The sequence below is a fragment of the Stenotrophomonas sp. UBA7606 genome, assembly GCF_002477705.1.
GTDB lineage: Bacteria > Pseudomonadota > Gammaproteobacteria > Xanthomonadales > Xanthomonadaceae > Stenotrophomonas.
Genome location: NZ_DLJW01000002.1, coordinates 76,523 through 90,795 on the forward strand (window position 1 = coordinate 76,523; position 14,273 = coordinate 90,795).

Consider the following 14,273-nt stretch of genomic DNA (forward strand, 5'->3'; position numbering starts at 1 on the left):
CTGGTCGGCAAGTTCGTCAACCTGGCCAGCCGCTGCGCCGGCTTCATCGCCAAGCGCTTCGACGGCAAGCTGGCCGACGCGCTGCCGGACCAGGCCCAGTACGACCGCTTCATCGCTGCGCTGGCGCCGATTCGTGAGGCCTATGAGCGCAACGACGCCGCTGCCGCCATCCGCCTGACCATGGCGCTGGCCGATGAAGCCAACAAGTACATCGATGACACCAAGCCGTGGGTCATCGCCAAGCAAGAGGGTGCCGACGCCGAACTGCAGGCGGTCTGCACCCAGGGTTTGAACCTGTTCCGCGTGCTGGTGACCGCCCTCAAGCCGGTGCTGCCGGCCACGGCACTGCAGGCCGAAAGCTTCCTCAACGCCCCGGTCCACGGCTGGGACGACATCACCCCCCCACTGACCGCACACCGCATCGCCGCCTACGTGGCGCTGTTCACCCGTATCGACCCCAAGATGATTGACGCAATGACCGACGCCTCCAAGGACACCCTCAGCGCCCAGCCTGCAGCAGAAGCCAAGCCGGCCAAGGCTGAAAAGCCCGCCAAGGTTGAAGTAAAGACCGAAACCAAGGCCGACGGTGAAGCTTCCGCGTACATCGGCATCGACGATTTCGCCAAGCTCGACCTGCGTATCGGCAAGGTGATCGAGTGCGGCTTCGTCGAAGGCTCCGACAAGTTGCTGCGCTTCCTGCTGGATGCCGGCGACCTCGGCCAGCGGCAGATCTTCTCCGGCATCCGCGGCAGCTACGCCGAGCCGGACGCACTGGTCGGCCGCAACGTGGTGTTCATCGCCAACCTGGCCCCGCGCAAGATGCGCTTCGGCCTGAGCGAAGGCATGATCCTGTCGGCCGGTTTCGACGGCGGCGCACTGGCGTTGCTGGATGCCGATGGCGGTGCCCAGCCGGGCATGCCGGTTCGCTGAAGAAGCAGGGATTGGGGAGTCGGGAGTGGAGATGGGTTGGAGCCCTGGGCCACGACTTCATCATTCATCTGCCGACGACGCTTCAAGCAGACAAGACAAGGCAGGGATGTGAGATGGGCTCCAAACCCCAAACGCCGCCATTGCCTTTGCGAATCCCCAATCCCGACTCTCCAATCTCCGCCCATGCAACTCGCCCTCTTCGACTTCGACCACACCATCACCGTCTGTGACACCTATAGCCGGTTTCTGCGTCGTGTGGCCACGCCGGAGCAGCGCGCGCAGGGGTGGTGGCGGGTTGGCCCGTGGGTGCTGGCCTATCGGCTGAAACTGATCTCGGCTGAACGCATCCGCCGCCGCGTCACTGCACAGGTGTTCACTGGCCGCCACGCGGGTGAGATCAGCCAGCTGGCCAGCGACTATGCACGCGAGCAGTTGCCGAATATGGTGCGCCCAGAGATGCTGGAGCAGATCCAGTGGCACAAGGCACAGGGCCATACCGTGGTGGTCGTGTCCGGTTCACTGGATCTATACCTGCAGCACTGGTGCGGGCGGATGGGCCTGCAGATGATCTGCAACCGGCTCGAGGTGCAGGACAACCGCTTCACTGGCCGCTACGCCGAGGGCGACTGTGGCGCGCGCAAGGTGGCCTTGATACGCAAGCGTTTTGACCTGGGCAAGTACCAACGAATTCACGCCTACGGCGACAGCAGCGAAGACAAGCCCATGCTGGCGCTGGCACATGAGCGCTGGTATCGCGGCAAATGCCTGACCTGAGCCCCTCTCCCGCCGGGAGCGGGGTTGGGGTGAGGGCGAATAGCAGGACTCTCCAATGAATACCCAACCCCCATCAGACGCTGCACGCCCCCCTCTCCCGCAGGGAGAAGGACAGGCTGCACTGGTCGAACGCCTCGATCGCCTGCTGCCACAGACCCAATGCGGCCAGTGCGGCTACGAAGGCTGCCGCCCATATGCCGAGGCGATGGCAACCGGTGAGACCGGCATTGACCACTGCCCGCCAGGCGGTGATGCGGGTGCACGTGCACTGGCACATGTGCTGGGAGTGCCGGCCCTGCCCTACGACCGCAGCCGTGGCGAGCACAAACCGGCGCAGGTCGCGGTGATCGTCGAAGCCGACTGCATTGGCTGCACCAAGTGCATCCAGGCCTGCCCCGTCGATGCCATCGTCGGCGGCGCCAAATACATGCACACGGTGCTGGCCGACCTGTGCACCGGCTGCGAGCTGTGCATCCCGCCCTGTCCAGTGGATTGCATCGAGCTGCAGGCTGTCCCGAACCCCGGCTTGGTGGGAGCGGCGTAAGCCGCGAAGCTCGTGGAAGCCCAGCTGTCGAAGATCCCTATCGCGGCATCAAACCGTAAAAACGCAGCAGCTCCAGATCATGTTGAACGCGGAGATCCAAACAATGCCGGCTTCGCGGCTTACGCCGCTCCCACACATCGGCAGAAGCTTGCTCCCTCAATACTCGTCATCCTCGCCTTTCGGCGGCAGTGGCGGCACGGTGAACTGGCGCCCGTGCGCACGACAATCCGCTATCAAGGCCTCCGCATCCGCGCGCACTATCGCGCGTGTACCCAGCGGATAGCGGTCGTCCTCGACCAGATCCGTGCGCAGGTCGGTAAACGGTGAGAACGAGGCCGATACCGCATAGCGCTCTTCCGAGGTAGCCAGCGCATCACCGCCCCACCAGCGGATCAACGATTGCGCGTTGTCCCAGATCAGCACCGTTTCCACGGTGCGGCGGCCGAGCAGGTAGCCCACCGCGCAGAAGCGGTTGGGAACGCTGCGGTCACCATGGCGCCGTACCGTGTTGCGCAGCTCCGCCTCGATCAGCTTGAACTGCGGGTAATCCAAGGGCTCGATGCGCTGCACCGGCGCTTGCGCGTAGATCATCTTCGACAGCGGCGCCGGTGCTGCCACCGACACGCTGGCCCCCATGCCCGCCAGGACACAACACAGCGCGAACAACAGACGACTTCTCATTCCTTTCCCTTGCCTCCCTGCAAGGACATCACCAGCCTCACGGCTGGATCTGCCCGGGCACCATCGCACCCGGGCCAGACCCGCGATAGCGGTGCAGTCCGCTTACGGCACAGCCGCAGTGATCACGATCTCGATCTTCCATGCCGGGTTGGCCAGTTTGGCCTGCACGGTGGCGCGCGCCGGGGTAGCGCCCTGCGGCACCCACTTGTCCCAGGCTTCGTTCATGCCGGGGAAATCGGCAATATCGGCCAGGAAGATCTCCGCGCGCAGGATGTTGCTCTTGTCGGTCGGGGCCAAGCGCAGCAGGTCGTCGATGGCCTGCAGCACCTGCTCGGTCTGGCCGACGATGTCGGCGCTGGTGTCTTCCGGCACCTGACCGGCCAGGTAGGCCACGCCGTGGTGGATGGTCATTTCCGACATGCGCGGACCGGTATCGAAGCGCTGGATCATGGGGGATTTCCCTTGGTGGATGTGCCCCCATTGTGACCGCAACCGGAAGTTTCAGGCGTTTCTTTGCAGCCCTCGCGCCACAATCGGCAAGCCACCGCCGCCAGCCAGATCACCACGGCCGCGATCACAAGTTTCTGCCCAAGTCCGCGGGGGCTGCCGCGCCACAGCACGTGCAGCCACAAGCCGCCAAACACCAGCCAGGCCCACCCCCACGCCCAGCGGTAGGCAGCCCGCCAGCGCGGATCGCGACCAAAGCACCAGGCCTGCACCAGCATGGCCACGCTCACGCAGACGAATGCGGTCTGCGCGGCCAGACCATGTACCAACGGTGCCAGCGCAGGCGCGTACCCGGGCAGCCAGCTGTCACCGATGGCGACTGTTGCCAGCCCCAGCGCGGCAACGCTGAACAGAACGGGCGGCAAACCACGGCGGGCGCCATCGGCAGATTGCGCGTGCAACGTCCAGGCCAGCAGCGCGATTGCCACGGCCAGGATGCAATACGCCATGCGCAGCAACAGGCCATAGCGCCCGTGCAGATAGAGGCTCAAGGTAGCCCGCGTCCAATCCAGATCAGTACGCAGGCACTGCAGCACGATCACCAGCACAACAAAGCCCAGGCAAACCGCAAGCACAGCGGCGGCAATGGCGCGCACCCGACGCTGCCGCTCAGGCATGCTCCGCGCGCGCGTCACGCCGCCGGATCCGGTACATCCGGGTGGCGAGCCTTCCATTCGGCAAGACGCTGCCGGTACAACGCCAGCTCGTCGGCATACAGGTCCAGCACACACAGCGGACATCCACTGCCGCAGCATTCATTGGGCCCTGGCGCCTCCGGCGGCTGCGGGCGTGGGTCGCTGTCAATAGGCAAGGTAGCGTTCATCGCATCAACAACGGCACGGCTGGCGGCAACAGGTCAGCCCTCATTCTAGCCAGTCGCGGTCACCCGGTGACGCGGCGCAGGTTGCTGCGCGCCTGGATATCGTAGCGTTGGTGGAAAAAATCGCTGAAGAAGATACGCGGCTGCGCCAGTACCTTCTTCAGGAAGCGCCGGCGATTCAGGCGGAACAGGAAGCCCGGCACCTTGCCCGCATATTCCTCGGCAATGCCACGGTCATAGGCATCAAACACGGCGGGTGGCGCGCCCAGGATGGCCATGTCGCTGTCCAGGAACAGCGCCGCATCGGCATCCAGCTCCTCGCCACCGAGGCTGCCATGGCGCGCGGTGAGTTCGATCAATGCGGCCACCCGCGCCGCATCCACGTCGCTGCCCGCCAGCCAGCGTTCGATGCCGGCCAGCGCCAACTGTGCCGAGCGCTGTTCGTTGTCGCTGCGCCCCGCCTCGTAGATGGCGTCGTGGTAGAGCACGGACAGCAGCACTTCCAAAGGCTGCTGCCAGCCCGGACCGGCGGCGACATCATCGTAGTGCTGCAGCAAGGCCTGCACGTGACCGAAGTTGTGGTACGCCCGCGGCGGCTGCGCGTAGGCGGTCTTGATCTCGGCCAGCAAGGGCGGCGGCAGGGTCTGCAGCAAGGCGTTCATGCCGGCATCTTGGCATGAACCGGCGACGGCGCGGCTCAGCCCAGGTTCCAACGCCCTTCGATCTGGTAGCGGCCCTGGCCAAGGAAGCTGCGCACCAGCACGAACTCGCGGACAAACCAGCGGAACGGCTGCACCGGCTGGATCGGCATGCGCCGCTTGTCATAGAGCAGCGTCATATGCGGGGTGAAGCGCGGATCGGGTTTGCCGCCCACACCCTGCAGGCAGCGGGCCAGTTCTTCATGCAGGCCGTTGAGCAGTTCGGCACCGTATTCACTGCGCAGCACGAACGGATTCTTGCGCGGGCCGACAAAACTGCCCACCTGGTCGAAACAGACCTCGAACTCGGGCATGCGCACCCTGGCGGCAGCCTGCCGCACCTTGGGCAGCAGGCTGGGCGGCAAGCCGGCGTAATCGCCCAGATGATGCAGGGTCACATGCAGCCGCTCGGGCGCCAGCGGCTGCCCCATCAGACCATGTTCCTCGCGCAGACCATCGGCCAGCTCCGCCACGCGCTCGGCCGTCATCGGGTCCGGCATCACGGCAAAGAACAGGCGCTCGGTTGGGATATCGCTGCCCAGGCCCAACGACATCTGGGCCTCGGTGGAGGAAAGGTACTTCGTCATGGTCTGGTATCGAAAGCCGGCTGCCGTACCCGCTCCGTTGCGGCGGCCAATACTGTCTGGGGTCGCGGATACTAGCAGACCCCGCCCCCTCGGGCCCGCGCATGACCATTTTTTGACCACCGCCCGCCAAGCACCGCAGGGCAAGGGCTGCCATGGGTTATCCACATGTTTGTCCGGTGCTGGTCCACACCCCCTGTGGATTCTTGCCCGGTGTACTACCGCCTGGCACGGACAGGCATACACTGGCGCTGCCGCTGCTGCCTCCGGGTGATCGCCATGATCGGTTGGAACGCCTTGCTCCTGCTTGCCGTCAGTGCCGCAGTACCTGCGCCGCCGCCCTTGCCCGCGCCACCGGCCGCCATCCCCTCGCCCGCCGAGGTAATGGCAGTACCAGCCGATGCCCGTGCCGTACTGCAGGAAAAGGTGATGCGCACGGCCAACTCTCCGGAGCAACGCCTGCAGCGCTTGGTCGAACTGGTGTTTCGTCCCGATGGTGCCGGCCTGGCGCTGGAATACGACACCGAAGCCACCCTCACGGTTGCCGAGACCTGGCACCAGCGACGCGCCAATTGCCTGTCCTTCACCCTGCTGTTTGTTGCACTGGCTCGTGAGATCGGCCTGGAGGCGCGCATGCAGGAGGTTGGCCAGGTGGTGACCTGGTATGAGGACGAGGGCCTGATCTTCAACGCCGGGCACGTCAATGTCGGCATGCGCGTGGACGGCAGGCCCGCCACCCTCGATCTGGACAGCAACGTGCTGTACGACCGCCGCGGCCCGCAACCCATCAGCGATGCACGCGCCCTGGCGCATTTCTACAACAATCGCGGCGCCGAGCACCTGGCCATGCACGACACCGCCAGCGCCCGCGCCTATCTGCAGGCATCGCTGCAGATGGACCCACGCTTCGTCGCGGCATGGAGCAATCTTGGCGTATTGGAGTCGCGCGAGAACGACCTTGACGCCGCCGCCAGGGACCTGGAAACAGCCCTGTCGATCAACGGCGGCCACGCCCCGGCCCTGCACAACGCAACCAAGCTTTACCAACGCATGGGCGACACCGCCCGCGTGGCGCAACTACAGGCACAACTGCAGCGGCGCCAGCGCAGCGACCCCTTCTATCAGTTCCTGCAGGGCGCCCAGGCCGAGAAGAAGGCCGACTATGCGCAGGCCATCGGCTACTACCGGCGCGCCGTGCGTCTTTATGACCGCGCCCACCAGTTTCATTTCGGGCTGGCCCGGGCCTATTACCTGAGTGGCAACAACCGCCTGGCCGAACACGAGATGGCCCGCGCCCGCGATCTCGGCGGCAGCGAACAACTGCGCAGCGTCTACCAGAACAAGCTCGATGCCATCCGCCGGCTGGAAGCGCGCCATGCGGCGCGCTGAAGCGCGATCAAGCCTTGCGCAGGAAGCAGGTTTTCAGCACCAGGCCCTTGATCTTCTCGGAGTTGCCTTCGATATGCTCGGCATCGTCCTCGACCAGGCGGATGTTGCGGATCACCGTGCCCTGCTTGAGCGGTATCGATGAACCCTTGACCTTGAGGTCCTTGATCACGGTGACGGTGTCACCGGCAACCAGCACATTGCCATTGCTGTCGCGTACCACCAGTGAGGATTCCGCCGCTTCGCCCGGCGTCCACTCGTGACCGCAATCGGCGCAGATCCACAACGCGCCGTCGGGGTAGACGTTCTCCAGCGAACATTGCGGGCAGGAAGTAATGGGCATGGAAAGCTCCCGGACAACGGAAAGGCCGCCGATTGTAGCCGTTCGCCACCGCCCACTCACGCCACCGCCACATGCGGGGCGGGAAAGTGCAGGCGCAGCGGCGCTGGCCGCATCCGCGGGAACCCCATCGTGGCAAGAAGCAGTGGCTCGCGTTTCGTCATCTACGTGGCTTTGGCCGGCAACCTGGGCATTGCTGTGGCCAAGTTCATCGCCGCAGCCATATCCGGCAGTTCAGCCATGCTCAGCGAGGGCGTGCATTCGCTGGTGGACACCACCAACGAGGTCCTGCTGCTGCACGGCCTGAACCGGGCCAACAAGCCACCGGACCGCAACCACCCACTGGGGCATGGCCGCGAACTGTATTTCTGGAGTTTCATCGTCGCCGTGCTGGTGTTCGCGATGGGTGCGGGCGTCTCCCTCTACGAAGGCATCACTCACCTGCAGCACCCCGAGCCCGCTGGCAACCCGACCATTGCCTACATCGTGCTGCTGGTGTCGCTGCTGTTCGAGGGCACTTCCTGGTGGGTGGCGCTGCGCGAATTCCGCGCAGGCAAGGGCCGCTACGGCTACTTCGAGGCGTTCCGGCGCAGCAAGGACCCCAGCACCTTCACCGTATTGCTGGAGGACAGCGCCGCCCTGCTGGGGCTGCTGATCGCGCTGGCCGGCCTGGCCGGGGCCCAACTGCTGGACATGCCCGAGCTGGACGGCATTGCCTCCATCGGCATTGCCGCCGTGCTGGCGGTCGCGGCCTTCCTGCTCGCACGCGAGACCAAGGGCCTGCTGATTGGCGAACCTGCCCACCCCGAGCTTGGCCAGGCCCTGCTGCAGCTGGCCCAACGCGATCCGGACATCGAGAACGCCAACGGCGTACTGACCGTACAGGTGGGCCCCAACCAGGTACTGGCCACGCTCAGCGCCGCGTTCGACGACAACTGCACCACCCCGCAGATCGAGGCGTGCGTAGCCCGTGTCGAGCAGGCTGTGCGCCAGCAGCACCCTGAAATCATCGCCCTGTTCGTCAAACCCCAGACCCCACAGGCCTGGCAGGCGCGGCTGGCGTCACTGGAGCAGCCGCTGGCCGGGAAGACGTGAAGCCGCGCGCGCCGCCGCGTAGTAAAGTGCGCGGCCGATTGAGCAGCAAGACACGCAGGCACCATGAAACTCGGCATCGACTTCGGCACCAGCAACTCGGCCGCCGCCGCCCATATCGACGGCAAGGTGGTCCCGGTCAGCTTTGGCGACGCACAGCAGTTCCGCACCACGGTGTACTTCCCCGAGGTGATGCGCGACCCCAATGATTTCGAGCTGACCGCGGCATTGGAACAGCAGGTCGAGGACCTGATCGAATCCGGCCGCCGCGACGCCCGCGCCGCCGGCAACAGCCGCAGCCATGAGCAACTGCGCAGCGACGCCATCCGCGTGGTGCGCCGGCAATGGATGGAAGAGCGCATCCGCGAACCGCGCAGCTCCACCACCCTGCTGCAGAACGCGGTATACGGCGACGATGCACTGGAAGCCTACTTCGAGGAAAACGAAGGCAACCTGGTGCAGAGCCCCAAGTCGATGCTGGGCTACAACCTGCACCCACGCGCCAAGCAGACCATCACCGGCATCGCTACCCACATCCTCGAACACATCCGCCTGACCGCCTCGCGCCAGCTGCAGCACAACGTGCGCAGCGCCCTGCTTGGCCGCCCGGTGCAGTTCCGCAGCTCGATTGGCGCGGCCGGCAACGACCAGGCGCTGGACATCCTGCGCAGCGCGGCGATGGCGGCAGGCTTTGACGAGGTGGACTTTCTGGAAGAACCCGCCGCCGCCGCCATGCACTACCACGCGGTCAGCGCCGAACGCCACGAGGCGGTGATCGTCGACGTCGGCGGCGGTACCACCGACATCGCCCATGCCAGCGTTGGCGGCAATACAGCACCGCAGATCCACCGTGCCTGGGGTATCGCCCGCGGCGGCACCGACATCGACCTGGCACTGAGCCTGGCCGGCTATATGCCCTTGTTCGGGCGTGGCATTACCCGCGTGCCCGCGCATCACTATGTGGAAGCGGCGATGGTGCAGGACATGACCCGCCAGCGCGATTTCCGCCAGCACAACTACGATGCGGTGGAACTGCCCTACGGCCCGCGCCTGCAGGCCTTGCAGGACACCGGCAACACCGCGCGCCTGTACCGGGCGGTGGAGCAGTGCAAGATCGCGCTGAGCAGCGAGCCCACGCATACCAGCGCGCTGGCCTTCATCGAAACCGGGCTGACGACGCAGACCGATGCCGTGCAGCTGACAACAGCGGCGGGCGGTTATCTGGGCGAGCTGGAAGCGCTGTTGCAGCAGGTGCGTGCCGATATCGGCCATGACCCGGCGGCGGTGTTCCTGACCGGCGGCATGTCACGTGCGGGCTATATCCAGCAAGCGGCTGCGGCGGCCTTCCCGGGCGCCAGGCTGGTCCATGGCGATCCCTCGTTCGGCGTGGTGCAGGGCCTGGCGCTGGCCGCAAGGTAGTGCCGAGCCATGCTCGGCAGGGGCTTTACAAGCGAAAGCCCCCCTAAACCCAACCCCTCTCCCGCAAGCGGGAGAGGGGCGCGTAGTGCCGAGCCATGCTCGGCAGAGGCTCTACCGGCCAAGCCCCAAAAGCCCCCCTCCCCAATCCACCCCTTGGCCTGCGACCAAAGGGAGGGAGCCTTGTAGTGCCGAGCCATGCTCGGCAGGAGCTTTACAAGCAAAAGCCCCCCTCACCCCACCCCCTCTCCCGCAAGCGGGAGAGGGGCGCGTAGTGCCGAGCCATGCTCGGCAGGGGCTTTACCGGCCAAGCCCCCAAAGCCCCCTTCTTCCGCACGCAGGACAGAACCTACAGCCCAACCACACCCCCCATCACCGATCCAGACTCACCCGCACACTGCCCGAATGCGACTGGATCGAAATATCTCCATCGCCGCCGCCAACACGCGCATCCAGGCTGCTGCCCGGGCCGTAACGCGGCCGTTCCACCTGGCCCACGTCCGAGCGGATGCCGCCGCTGAAACTGCTGACCTTCAGCCGCGCCGAGGTACTGGCCGGCAGCGTCAACGCCACCGAACCGCTGACCGTTTCCAGGCTGACCCGACCACCGGGCTGCAGGCCGGCACTGCGCACACCCAACGTGCCCGACACCGATTCGGCAGTGAGCCGCCGCACGCTGGCCAGATCCAGCGAAATGCCACCGGATACCGTGTTCGCCGAAACCTCACCACCGCTGCCACCGCTCACCGTGATCCCGCCACTTACCGTGGTGGTCTCCAGCCGGGAGGTCCGCAGCTGCGAACGGATCGCGCCGCTGACCGTGGTCAGCTCGGCCTCGCCGGCGCGGCCGTTGGCGGTGATGCTGCCACTGACCGTACTGGACTGCAGGCGCGCAAGGTCCACCTCGGCCACATCCACCCCGGCACTGACGGTATTGGTCTGCAGCTGCGCCGCACGCGGCACCCGCAGCTCCAGCACCGCGCCGCGATTGCTGCGGCCCTGCGGATAGACCACCTTCAAGGCCACCCGGTTGGCGCTGCTTTCCACATCCAGGCGCTGGCCATCGCCGAGCGAACCGGTCAGCTGCACCTCGTTGCGGTCCCAGCCGCGTACGGTGACCGAGCCGGCCACATTGCTCAACTCCACCCGCCCGCCACTGGCCAGCGGCAAGATGCGGTTGACGGCAGTCTGGGCGAAAGCCTGGGTCAGCGGGGCCAACAGCAGGGCGGCGGCCGCAAGATAGCGTAGCGAAGCGTTCATCTGATGCTCCTTCAAGTAGAGAAACCGGTCGGGGCCAAGCCCTTGCGGGTGAGTTCAAGGCGCAGCGCGTAGGTACGCTGCAACTGTCCAAGCAGAAAGCCTGCGTCCGGGCTCTGCGCGATCGCGCTGCGGATGCTGCCGGCGCTTTCATCCAGCTCGCGCAATGCCGGCTGCAATTCAGCCGGCAGCGTGTCCTGCGGCATCGCCGCCATCGCCTGGCGATACTGGTAGGTGATGGTGTTGGCCTGCAGCTGCAACGGCGAAGCCTCGACCGCCGCCACCGCTGCCGGCGGCTGTTGCGGCAGCAGCCAAATCGTTGTGATGCCGGTCACCGCCAGCACCAATGCCGCTGCAACCGCATAACGTGGCCAGCGTGGGCGCGCATGCCGCCTGAGCGGCGCACCATCCTGCGCGGCCAGGGTTGCGGCCAGCGTTGGCTGTGACCGGGGCACCGCCTGCAGGTCCGCGGCGATGCGCTGCCAGACCGCTGCCGGCGGCAGCCGTTCGCTGGGTAGCGCGCGCAGGCGCTGCAGCAGCGGATCGTCGTAATCGTCTTGCTGATTCATCATGCGTCTCCAAGCCGTGCACGCAGCAGGCTGCGCGCGCGGTGCAACTGTGCCTTGGAGCTGCCCACGGCCATCTGCAGCTCCACGGCGATTTCCTGGTGTTTCCAACCTTCGATGTCATGCAATACCAGCACTGCGCGTGCACGCGGTGGCAGGGTCAACAGCGCACGCTCCAGATCCATGCCAGTGGCATGGCAGCGCGGGGTATCGGCCATGCCGGCCAGTACGTCCATGCCCGATTCGCCGATGTCCAGCGACTCGAAGGTGGTGGCGCGCAACTCCATCAGCGCCGTGTTCACCGCCAGCCGATGCAGCCAGGTAGCCAGCGCGCTCTCGAAGCGGAACTGCGGCAGCTTGCGCCAGGCCTGGATGAAGGTTTCCTGCAGCACGTCCTCGGCGCGCGCCGTGTTGCCACCGCATAGCCGCCACAGCAGCGCATACAGGCGCGGCGAATGGCGCCGGTAGATGCGCTCGTAGGCATGGGTATCACCGTCGGCGGCGGCGCGGGCCAGCGCGGCGTCTTCCACGGCGGGCGATGTTGGGGCGGCGATGGTCACGGTGGCATCGAGCATATCCATTGGATGCAGCGGGCAGGAAAAAGGTTTAAAGCCCCTCAGGCAATTTGCCGAAGCAGCCCGCATCCGCGCCGTGACTGGCAGCAAAAGGCCGGCTGGCCGACAATCGATGCCCGCCTACACCGCTGCAATCCGATGTTCCGTACCCCCGCCCTCCTGCTGTGCGCCGCCCTCGCCCTGGCCGGCTGCACCAGTCTGTCCGCCCCCGTTGCCACGCCTACCGATGCCACCCCGGCTGCACGCATGCCTGCGCAGGCGCTGGCACCGGCGATCCTGATTTCCATCGATGGCTTCCGTAACGATTACCTCGACCGTGGCCTGACCCCCAACCTGACGCGCATGGCCGCCGGCGGTGCCCGTGCCGAATTCATGCGTCCGTCCTATCCATCGATCACCTTCCCCAACCACTACACCCTGGTCACCGGCCTGCGCCCGGACCACCACGGCGTCATCGCCAACTTCATGACCGACCCGACCCTCCCCGGCGTGCGCTTCAGCATGTTCGACCCCAATACGGTCCGCGATGAGCGCTGGTGGGACGATGGGAAGCCGCTGTGGACCAGCGTGCGCGAACAGGGCGGGCGCGCCGCAGCGATGTTCTGGGTGGGCTCCGAAGCGCCGGTGCACGGCGCCCGGCCCGAGTTCTGGCGGCCGTTCGACATCAAGGTGAGCTCGCAGCAGCGGGTGCAGCAGGTGCTGGAATGGCTGGCACTGCCGCCGGCGCAGCGCCCGCACTTCATCACCCTGTACTTCGACAAGGTCGACACCATGGGCCATCTGCATGGCCCGGACGCGGCACAGCTGAACACCGCGCTGGCCGAGGTGGACACGGCCATCGGCACGCTGCTGGACGGCATCCGCGCACAGCAGCTGCAGGACAGCACCAACATCGTGGTGGTCTCCGACCACGGCATGACCGCCACCGATCCCTCCCGGCAGATCTACCTGGATGACCTGGTCGATGTCAGCAAGCTGGATTTCGGCTGGACCGGCGCCTATGCCTCGTTCAATGCCCTGCCCGGCGGCGAAGCCGCCGCACGGCAGTTGCTGGCCGGCAGCCATCCGCATATCCAGTGCATGACCCGCGAGCAGATCCCGGCACGGTTCGAATACGGCCAGCACCGCCGGGTGCCGGCCTATATCTGCACCGCCGAGCTGGGCTGGCAGGTCACCACCCGCCAGGCCGAGCTGCGCAAAGGCCATGAACTGCGCGGCGAGCACGGCTATGACAATCGCCTGCCGGACATGCATTCACCCTTCATCGGTTACGGCCCGGCATTTGCCCAGGGGGTGAGCATCGCCCCGATCGACAATGTCGACATCTATCCGCTGCTGGCCCGCCTGCTGCACATCACCCCGGCCCGCAACGACGGCAATCCCGGCCACACCGACGCAGCACTCAAGCACTGACGCACCCCAAGGACACCGCATGAAGCACTACCTGCCCGCCTCGCTGCAGCAATGGATCGAACCCATCAACACCGGCCTGAGCATCCTGTTGATCCTGGTCGTGGCCTGGCTGCTGCGGCTGCTGACCCGGCGCCTGCTGGCACGGGTGGGCCGGCACTACACCCTGCCGGCACAGATCGAGATGGCGATCCGCCGCCTGTCCAACTTCGTCATCGGGGCGGTGGCGCTGGTGGCCATCCTGCATGCCCTGGATGTGCAGGCCAGCGTGCTGTGGACCGCCTTCACCGGCTTTGCCGCGGTGGGTGCGGTGGCCTTCTTCGCGGCCTGGAGCGTGCTGTCCAACATCTTCTGCACCTTCCTGATCTTCACCACCCGCCCGTTCCGGCTCGGCGACCAGATCGAACTGCTGGAAAACGGTGAGAAGCCCGGCCTGAAGGGCGTGGTCACCGACATCAACCTGATCTATACCACCCTGCACGAGGTCGGCGGCCCCGTCGAAGGCACCTTGATGCAGATCCCCAACAGCCTGTTCTTCCAGCGCGGGCTGCGCCGCTGGCGCGGTGGCGACAGCACGCCGGGTACGCTGCAGGGCGACGGCTGAGCCATCTGCCAGCACAGGCTCCACGGGGCGATGCGGATCGGCATCGCCCCGCCCGCAAGCGCGTCGGTGACCGCAGCCAGCTGAACAAA

General features: G+C 66.2%; 18 protein-coding genes. 8 read left to right on the forward strand and 10 right to left on the reverse strand.

Annotated features, from left to right (window positions below; all coding sequences use genetic code 11):
- The 3 genes from metG to rnfB form a co-directional block, all read left to right on the forward strand.
- A partial coding sequence (gene metG / locus B2527_RS00440) for a methionine--tRNA ligase subunit beta (RefSeq protein ID WP_293705412.1) occupies positions 1 to 930 on the forward strand: 930 nt, incomplete at its 5' end.
- A gap of 183 nt (positions 931 to 1,113) precedes the next feature.
- Positions 1,114 to 1,704 (forward strand): HAD family hydrolase, encoded by a 591-nt coding sequence (locus tag B2527_RS00445; protein ID WP_293705413.1) that lies wholly within the window; start codon positions 1,114 to 1,116, stop codon positions 1,702 to 1,704.
- A 55-nt stretch (positions 1,705 to 1,759) separates the two neighbouring features.
- Positions 1,760 to 2,248: an Rnf electron transport complex subunit RnfB gene (rnfB, locus tag B2527_RS00450; RefSeq protein WP_293705414.1), complete on the forward strand. Its 489-nt coding sequence runs from the start codon at positions 1,760 to 1,762 to the stop codon at positions 2,246 to 2,248.
- Positions 2,249 to 2,404: 156 nt separating this feature from the next.
- Here the strand turns inward: rnfB and B2527_RS00455 are convergent, their stop codons facing one another.
- The 6 genes from B2527_RS00455 to thpR form a co-directional block, all read right to left on the reverse strand.
- The gene (locus B2527_RS00455) at positions 2,405 to 2,929 is read right to left on the reverse strand and encodes a hypothetical protein (protein WP_293705415.1); all 525 of its coding nucleotides are present in this window, start codon (positions 2,927 to 2,929) and stop codon (positions 2,405 to 2,407) included.
- 102 nt (positions 2,930 to 3,031) lie between these two features.
- Positions 3,032 to 3,379, reverse strand: coding sequence for a RidA family protein (locus B2527_RS00460; protein ID WP_293705416.1), 348 nt, complete (start codon positions 3,377 to 3,379; stop codon positions 3,032 to 3,034).
- On the reverse strand, positions 3,376 to 4,053 hold the full coding sequence (locus B2527_RS00465; protein ID WP_293705417.1) for a DUF998 domain-containing protein: 678 nt from the start codon (positions 4,051 to 4,053) through the stop codon (positions 3,376 to 3,378). The genes B2527_RS00460 and B2527_RS00465 overlap by 4 nt, the downstream gene beginning before the upstream one ends.
- Positions 4,054 to 4,067: 14 nt before the next feature.
- Positions 4,068 to 4,259 carry an oxidoreductase-like domain-containing protein gene (locus B2527_RS00470; protein ID WP_293705418.1) on the reverse strand — a complete coding sequence of 64 codons (192 nt, stop codon included), beginning with the start codon at positions 4,257 to 4,259 and terminating at the stop codon, positions 4,068 to 4,070.
- A 59-nt stretch (positions 4,260 to 4,318) separates the two neighbouring features.
- Positions 4,319 to 4,918, reverse strand: coding sequence for a hypothetical protein (locus tag B2527_RS00475; RefSeq protein ID WP_293705419.1), 600 nt, complete (start codon positions 4,916 to 4,918; stop codon positions 4,319 to 4,321).
- A gap of 35 nt (positions 4,919 to 4,953) precedes the next feature.
- Complete coding sequence (thpR, locus tag B2527_RS00480) at positions 4,954 to 5,541, reverse strand: RNA 2',3'-cyclic phosphodiesterase (protein ID WP_293705420.1); 588 nt, start codon at positions 5,539 to 5,541, stop codon at positions 4,954 to 4,956.
- 276 nt (positions 5,542 to 5,817) lie between these two features.
- Here thpR and B2527_RS00485 point away from each other — a divergent pair, with 276 nt between their 5' ends.
- The gene (locus B2527_RS00485) at positions 5,818 to 6,927 is read left to right on the forward strand and encodes a tetratricopeptide repeat protein (protein WP_293705421.1); all 1,110 of its coding nucleotides are present in this window, start codon (positions 5,818 to 5,820) and stop codon (positions 6,925 to 6,927) included.
- 7 nt (positions 6,928 to 6,934) lie between these two features.
- Here the strand turns inward: B2527_RS00485 and B2527_RS00490 are convergent, their stop codons facing one another.
- Positions 6,935 to 7,267 carry a zinc ribbon domain-containing protein YjdM gene (locus B2527_RS00490; protein WP_293705422.1) on the reverse strand — a complete coding sequence of 111 codons (333 nt, stop codon included), beginning with the start codon at positions 7,265 to 7,267 and terminating at the stop codon, positions 6,935 to 6,937.
- Positions 7,268 to 7,396: 129 nt separating this feature from the next.
- Between B2527_RS00490 and B2527_RS00495 the strand changes: the two genes are divergently transcribed.
- Both B2527_RS00495 and B2527_RS00500 read left to right on the forward strand, forming a co-directional pair.
- Positions 7,397 to 8,359 (forward strand): cation diffusion facilitator family transporter, encoded by a 963-nt coding sequence (locus tag B2527_RS00495; RefSeq protein ID WP_293705423.1) that lies wholly within the window; start codon positions 7,397 to 7,399, stop codon positions 8,357 to 8,359.
- 63 nt (positions 8,360 to 8,422) lie between these two features.
- Complete coding sequence (locus B2527_RS00500) at positions 8,423 to 9,775, forward strand: Hsp70 family protein (RefSeq protein ID WP_293705424.1); 1,353 nt, start codon at positions 8,423 to 8,425, stop codon at positions 9,773 to 9,775.
- A 369-nt stretch (positions 9,776 to 10,144) separates the two neighbouring features.
- Here the strand turns inward: B2527_RS00500 and B2527_RS00505 are convergent, their stop codons facing one another.
- The 3 genes from B2527_RS00505 to B2527_RS00515 are packed head-to-tail and all read right to left on the reverse strand — an operon-like array spanning position 10,145 to position 12,170.
- Complete coding sequence (locus B2527_RS00505; protein ID WP_293705425.1) at positions 10,145 to 11,032, reverse strand: DUF4097 family beta strand repeat-containing protein; 888 nt, start codon at positions 11,030 to 11,032, stop codon at positions 10,145 to 10,147.
- Between the two features lie 11 nt (positions 11,033 to 11,043).
- A complete protein-coding gene (locus tag B2527_RS00510; protein ID WP_293705426.1) occupies positions 11,044 to 11,598 on the reverse strand; it encodes a hypothetical protein in 555 nt (184 codons plus the stop codon).
- Positions 11,598 to 12,170: an RNA polymerase sigma factor gene (locus B2527_RS00515; protein ID WP_293705476.1), complete on the reverse strand. Its 573-nt coding sequence runs from the start codon at positions 12,168 to 12,170 to the stop codon at positions 11,598 to 11,600. The genes B2527_RS00510 and B2527_RS00515 overlap by 1 nt, the downstream gene beginning before the upstream one ends.
- Before the next feature lie 138 nt (positions 12,171 to 12,308).
- Here B2527_RS00515 and B2527_RS00520 point away from each other — a divergent pair, with 138 nt between their 5' ends.
- Both B2527_RS00520 and B2527_RS00525 read left to right on the forward strand, forming a co-directional pair.
- Positions 12,309 to 13,583 carry an ectonucleotide pyrophosphatase/phosphodiesterase gene (locus B2527_RS00520; RefSeq protein ID WP_293705427.1) on the forward strand — a complete coding sequence of 425 codons (1,275 nt, stop codon included), beginning with the start codon at positions 12,309 to 12,311 and terminating at the stop codon, positions 13,581 to 13,583.
- A 19-nt stretch (positions 13,584 to 13,602) separates the two neighbouring features.
- Positions 13,603 to 14,184, forward strand: coding sequence for a mechanosensitive ion channel family protein (locus B2527_RS00525; RefSeq protein ID WP_293705428.1), 582 nt, complete (start codon positions 13,603 to 13,605; stop codon positions 14,182 to 14,184).
- Positions 14,185 to 14,273 lie beyond the last annotated feature (89 nt).

Excerpts from the sequence above, each read along its gene's own strand:
- B2527_RS00490 (WP_293705422.1), bottom strand. The coding sequence starts at position 7,267 with ATGCCCATTACTTCCTGCCCGCAATGTTCGCTGGAGAACGTCTACCCC.
- B2527_RS00505 (WP_293705425.1), bottom strand. The coding sequence starts at position 11,032 with ATGAACGCTTCGCTACGCTATCTTGCGGCCGCCGCCCTGCTGTTGGCC.
- rnfB (WP_293705414.1), top strand. The coding sequence starts at position 1,760 with ATGAATACCCAACCCCCATCAGACGCTGCACGCCCCCCTCTCCCGCAG.
- B2527_RS00455 (WP_293705415.1), bottom strand. The coding sequence starts at position 2,929 with ATGAGAAGTCGTCTGTTGTTCGCGCTGTGTTGTGTCCTGGCGGGCATG.
- B2527_RS00525 (WP_293705428.1), top strand. The coding sequence starts at position 13,603 with ATGAAGCACTACCTGCCCGCCTCGCTGCAGCAATGGATCGAACCCATC.
- B2527_RS00500 (WP_293705424.1), top strand. The coding sequence starts at position 8,423 with ATGAAACTCGGCATCGACTTCGGCACCAGCAACTCGGCCGCCGCCGCC.
- B2527_RS00445 (WP_293705413.1), top strand. The coding sequence starts at position 1,114 with ATGCAACTCGCCCTCTTCGACTTCGACCACACCATCACCGTCTGTGAC.
- B2527_RS00510 (WP_293705426.1), bottom strand. The coding sequence starts at position 11,598 with ATGAATCAGCAAGACGATTACGACGATCCGCTGCTGCAGCGCCTGCGC.
- B2527_RS00520 (WP_293705427.1), top strand. The coding sequence starts at position 12,309 with ATGTTCCGTACCCCCGCCCTCCTGCTGTGCGCCGCCCTCGCCCTGGCC.
- B2527_RS00485 (WP_293705421.1), top strand. The coding sequence starts at position 5,818 with ATGATCGGTTGGAACGCCTTGCTCCTGCTTGCCGTCAGTGCCGCAGTA.
- B2527_RS00465 (WP_293705417.1), bottom strand. The coding sequence starts at position 4,053 with ATGCCTGAGCGGCAGCGTCGGGTGCGCGCCATTGCCGCCGCTGTGCTT.
- B2527_RS00460 (WP_293705416.1), bottom strand. The coding sequence starts at position 3,379 with ATGATCCAGCGCTTCGATACCGGTCCGCGCATGTCGGAAATGACCATC.
- B2527_RS00515 (WP_293705476.1), bottom strand. The coding sequence starts at position 12,170 with ATGCTCGATGCCACCGTGACCATCGCCGCCCCAACATCGCCCGCCGTG.
- thpR (WP_293705420.1), bottom strand. The coding sequence starts at position 5,541 with ATGACGAAGTACCTTTCCTCCACCGAGGCCCAGATGTCGTTGGGCCTG.
- B2527_RS00470 (WP_293705418.1), bottom strand. The coding sequence starts at position 4,259 with ATGAACGCTACCTTGCCTATTGACAGCGACCCACGCCCGCAGCCGCCG.
- B2527_RS00475 (WP_293705419.1), bottom strand. The coding sequence starts at position 4,918 with ATGAACGCCTTGCTGCAGACCCTGCCGCCGCCCTTGCTGGCCGAGATC.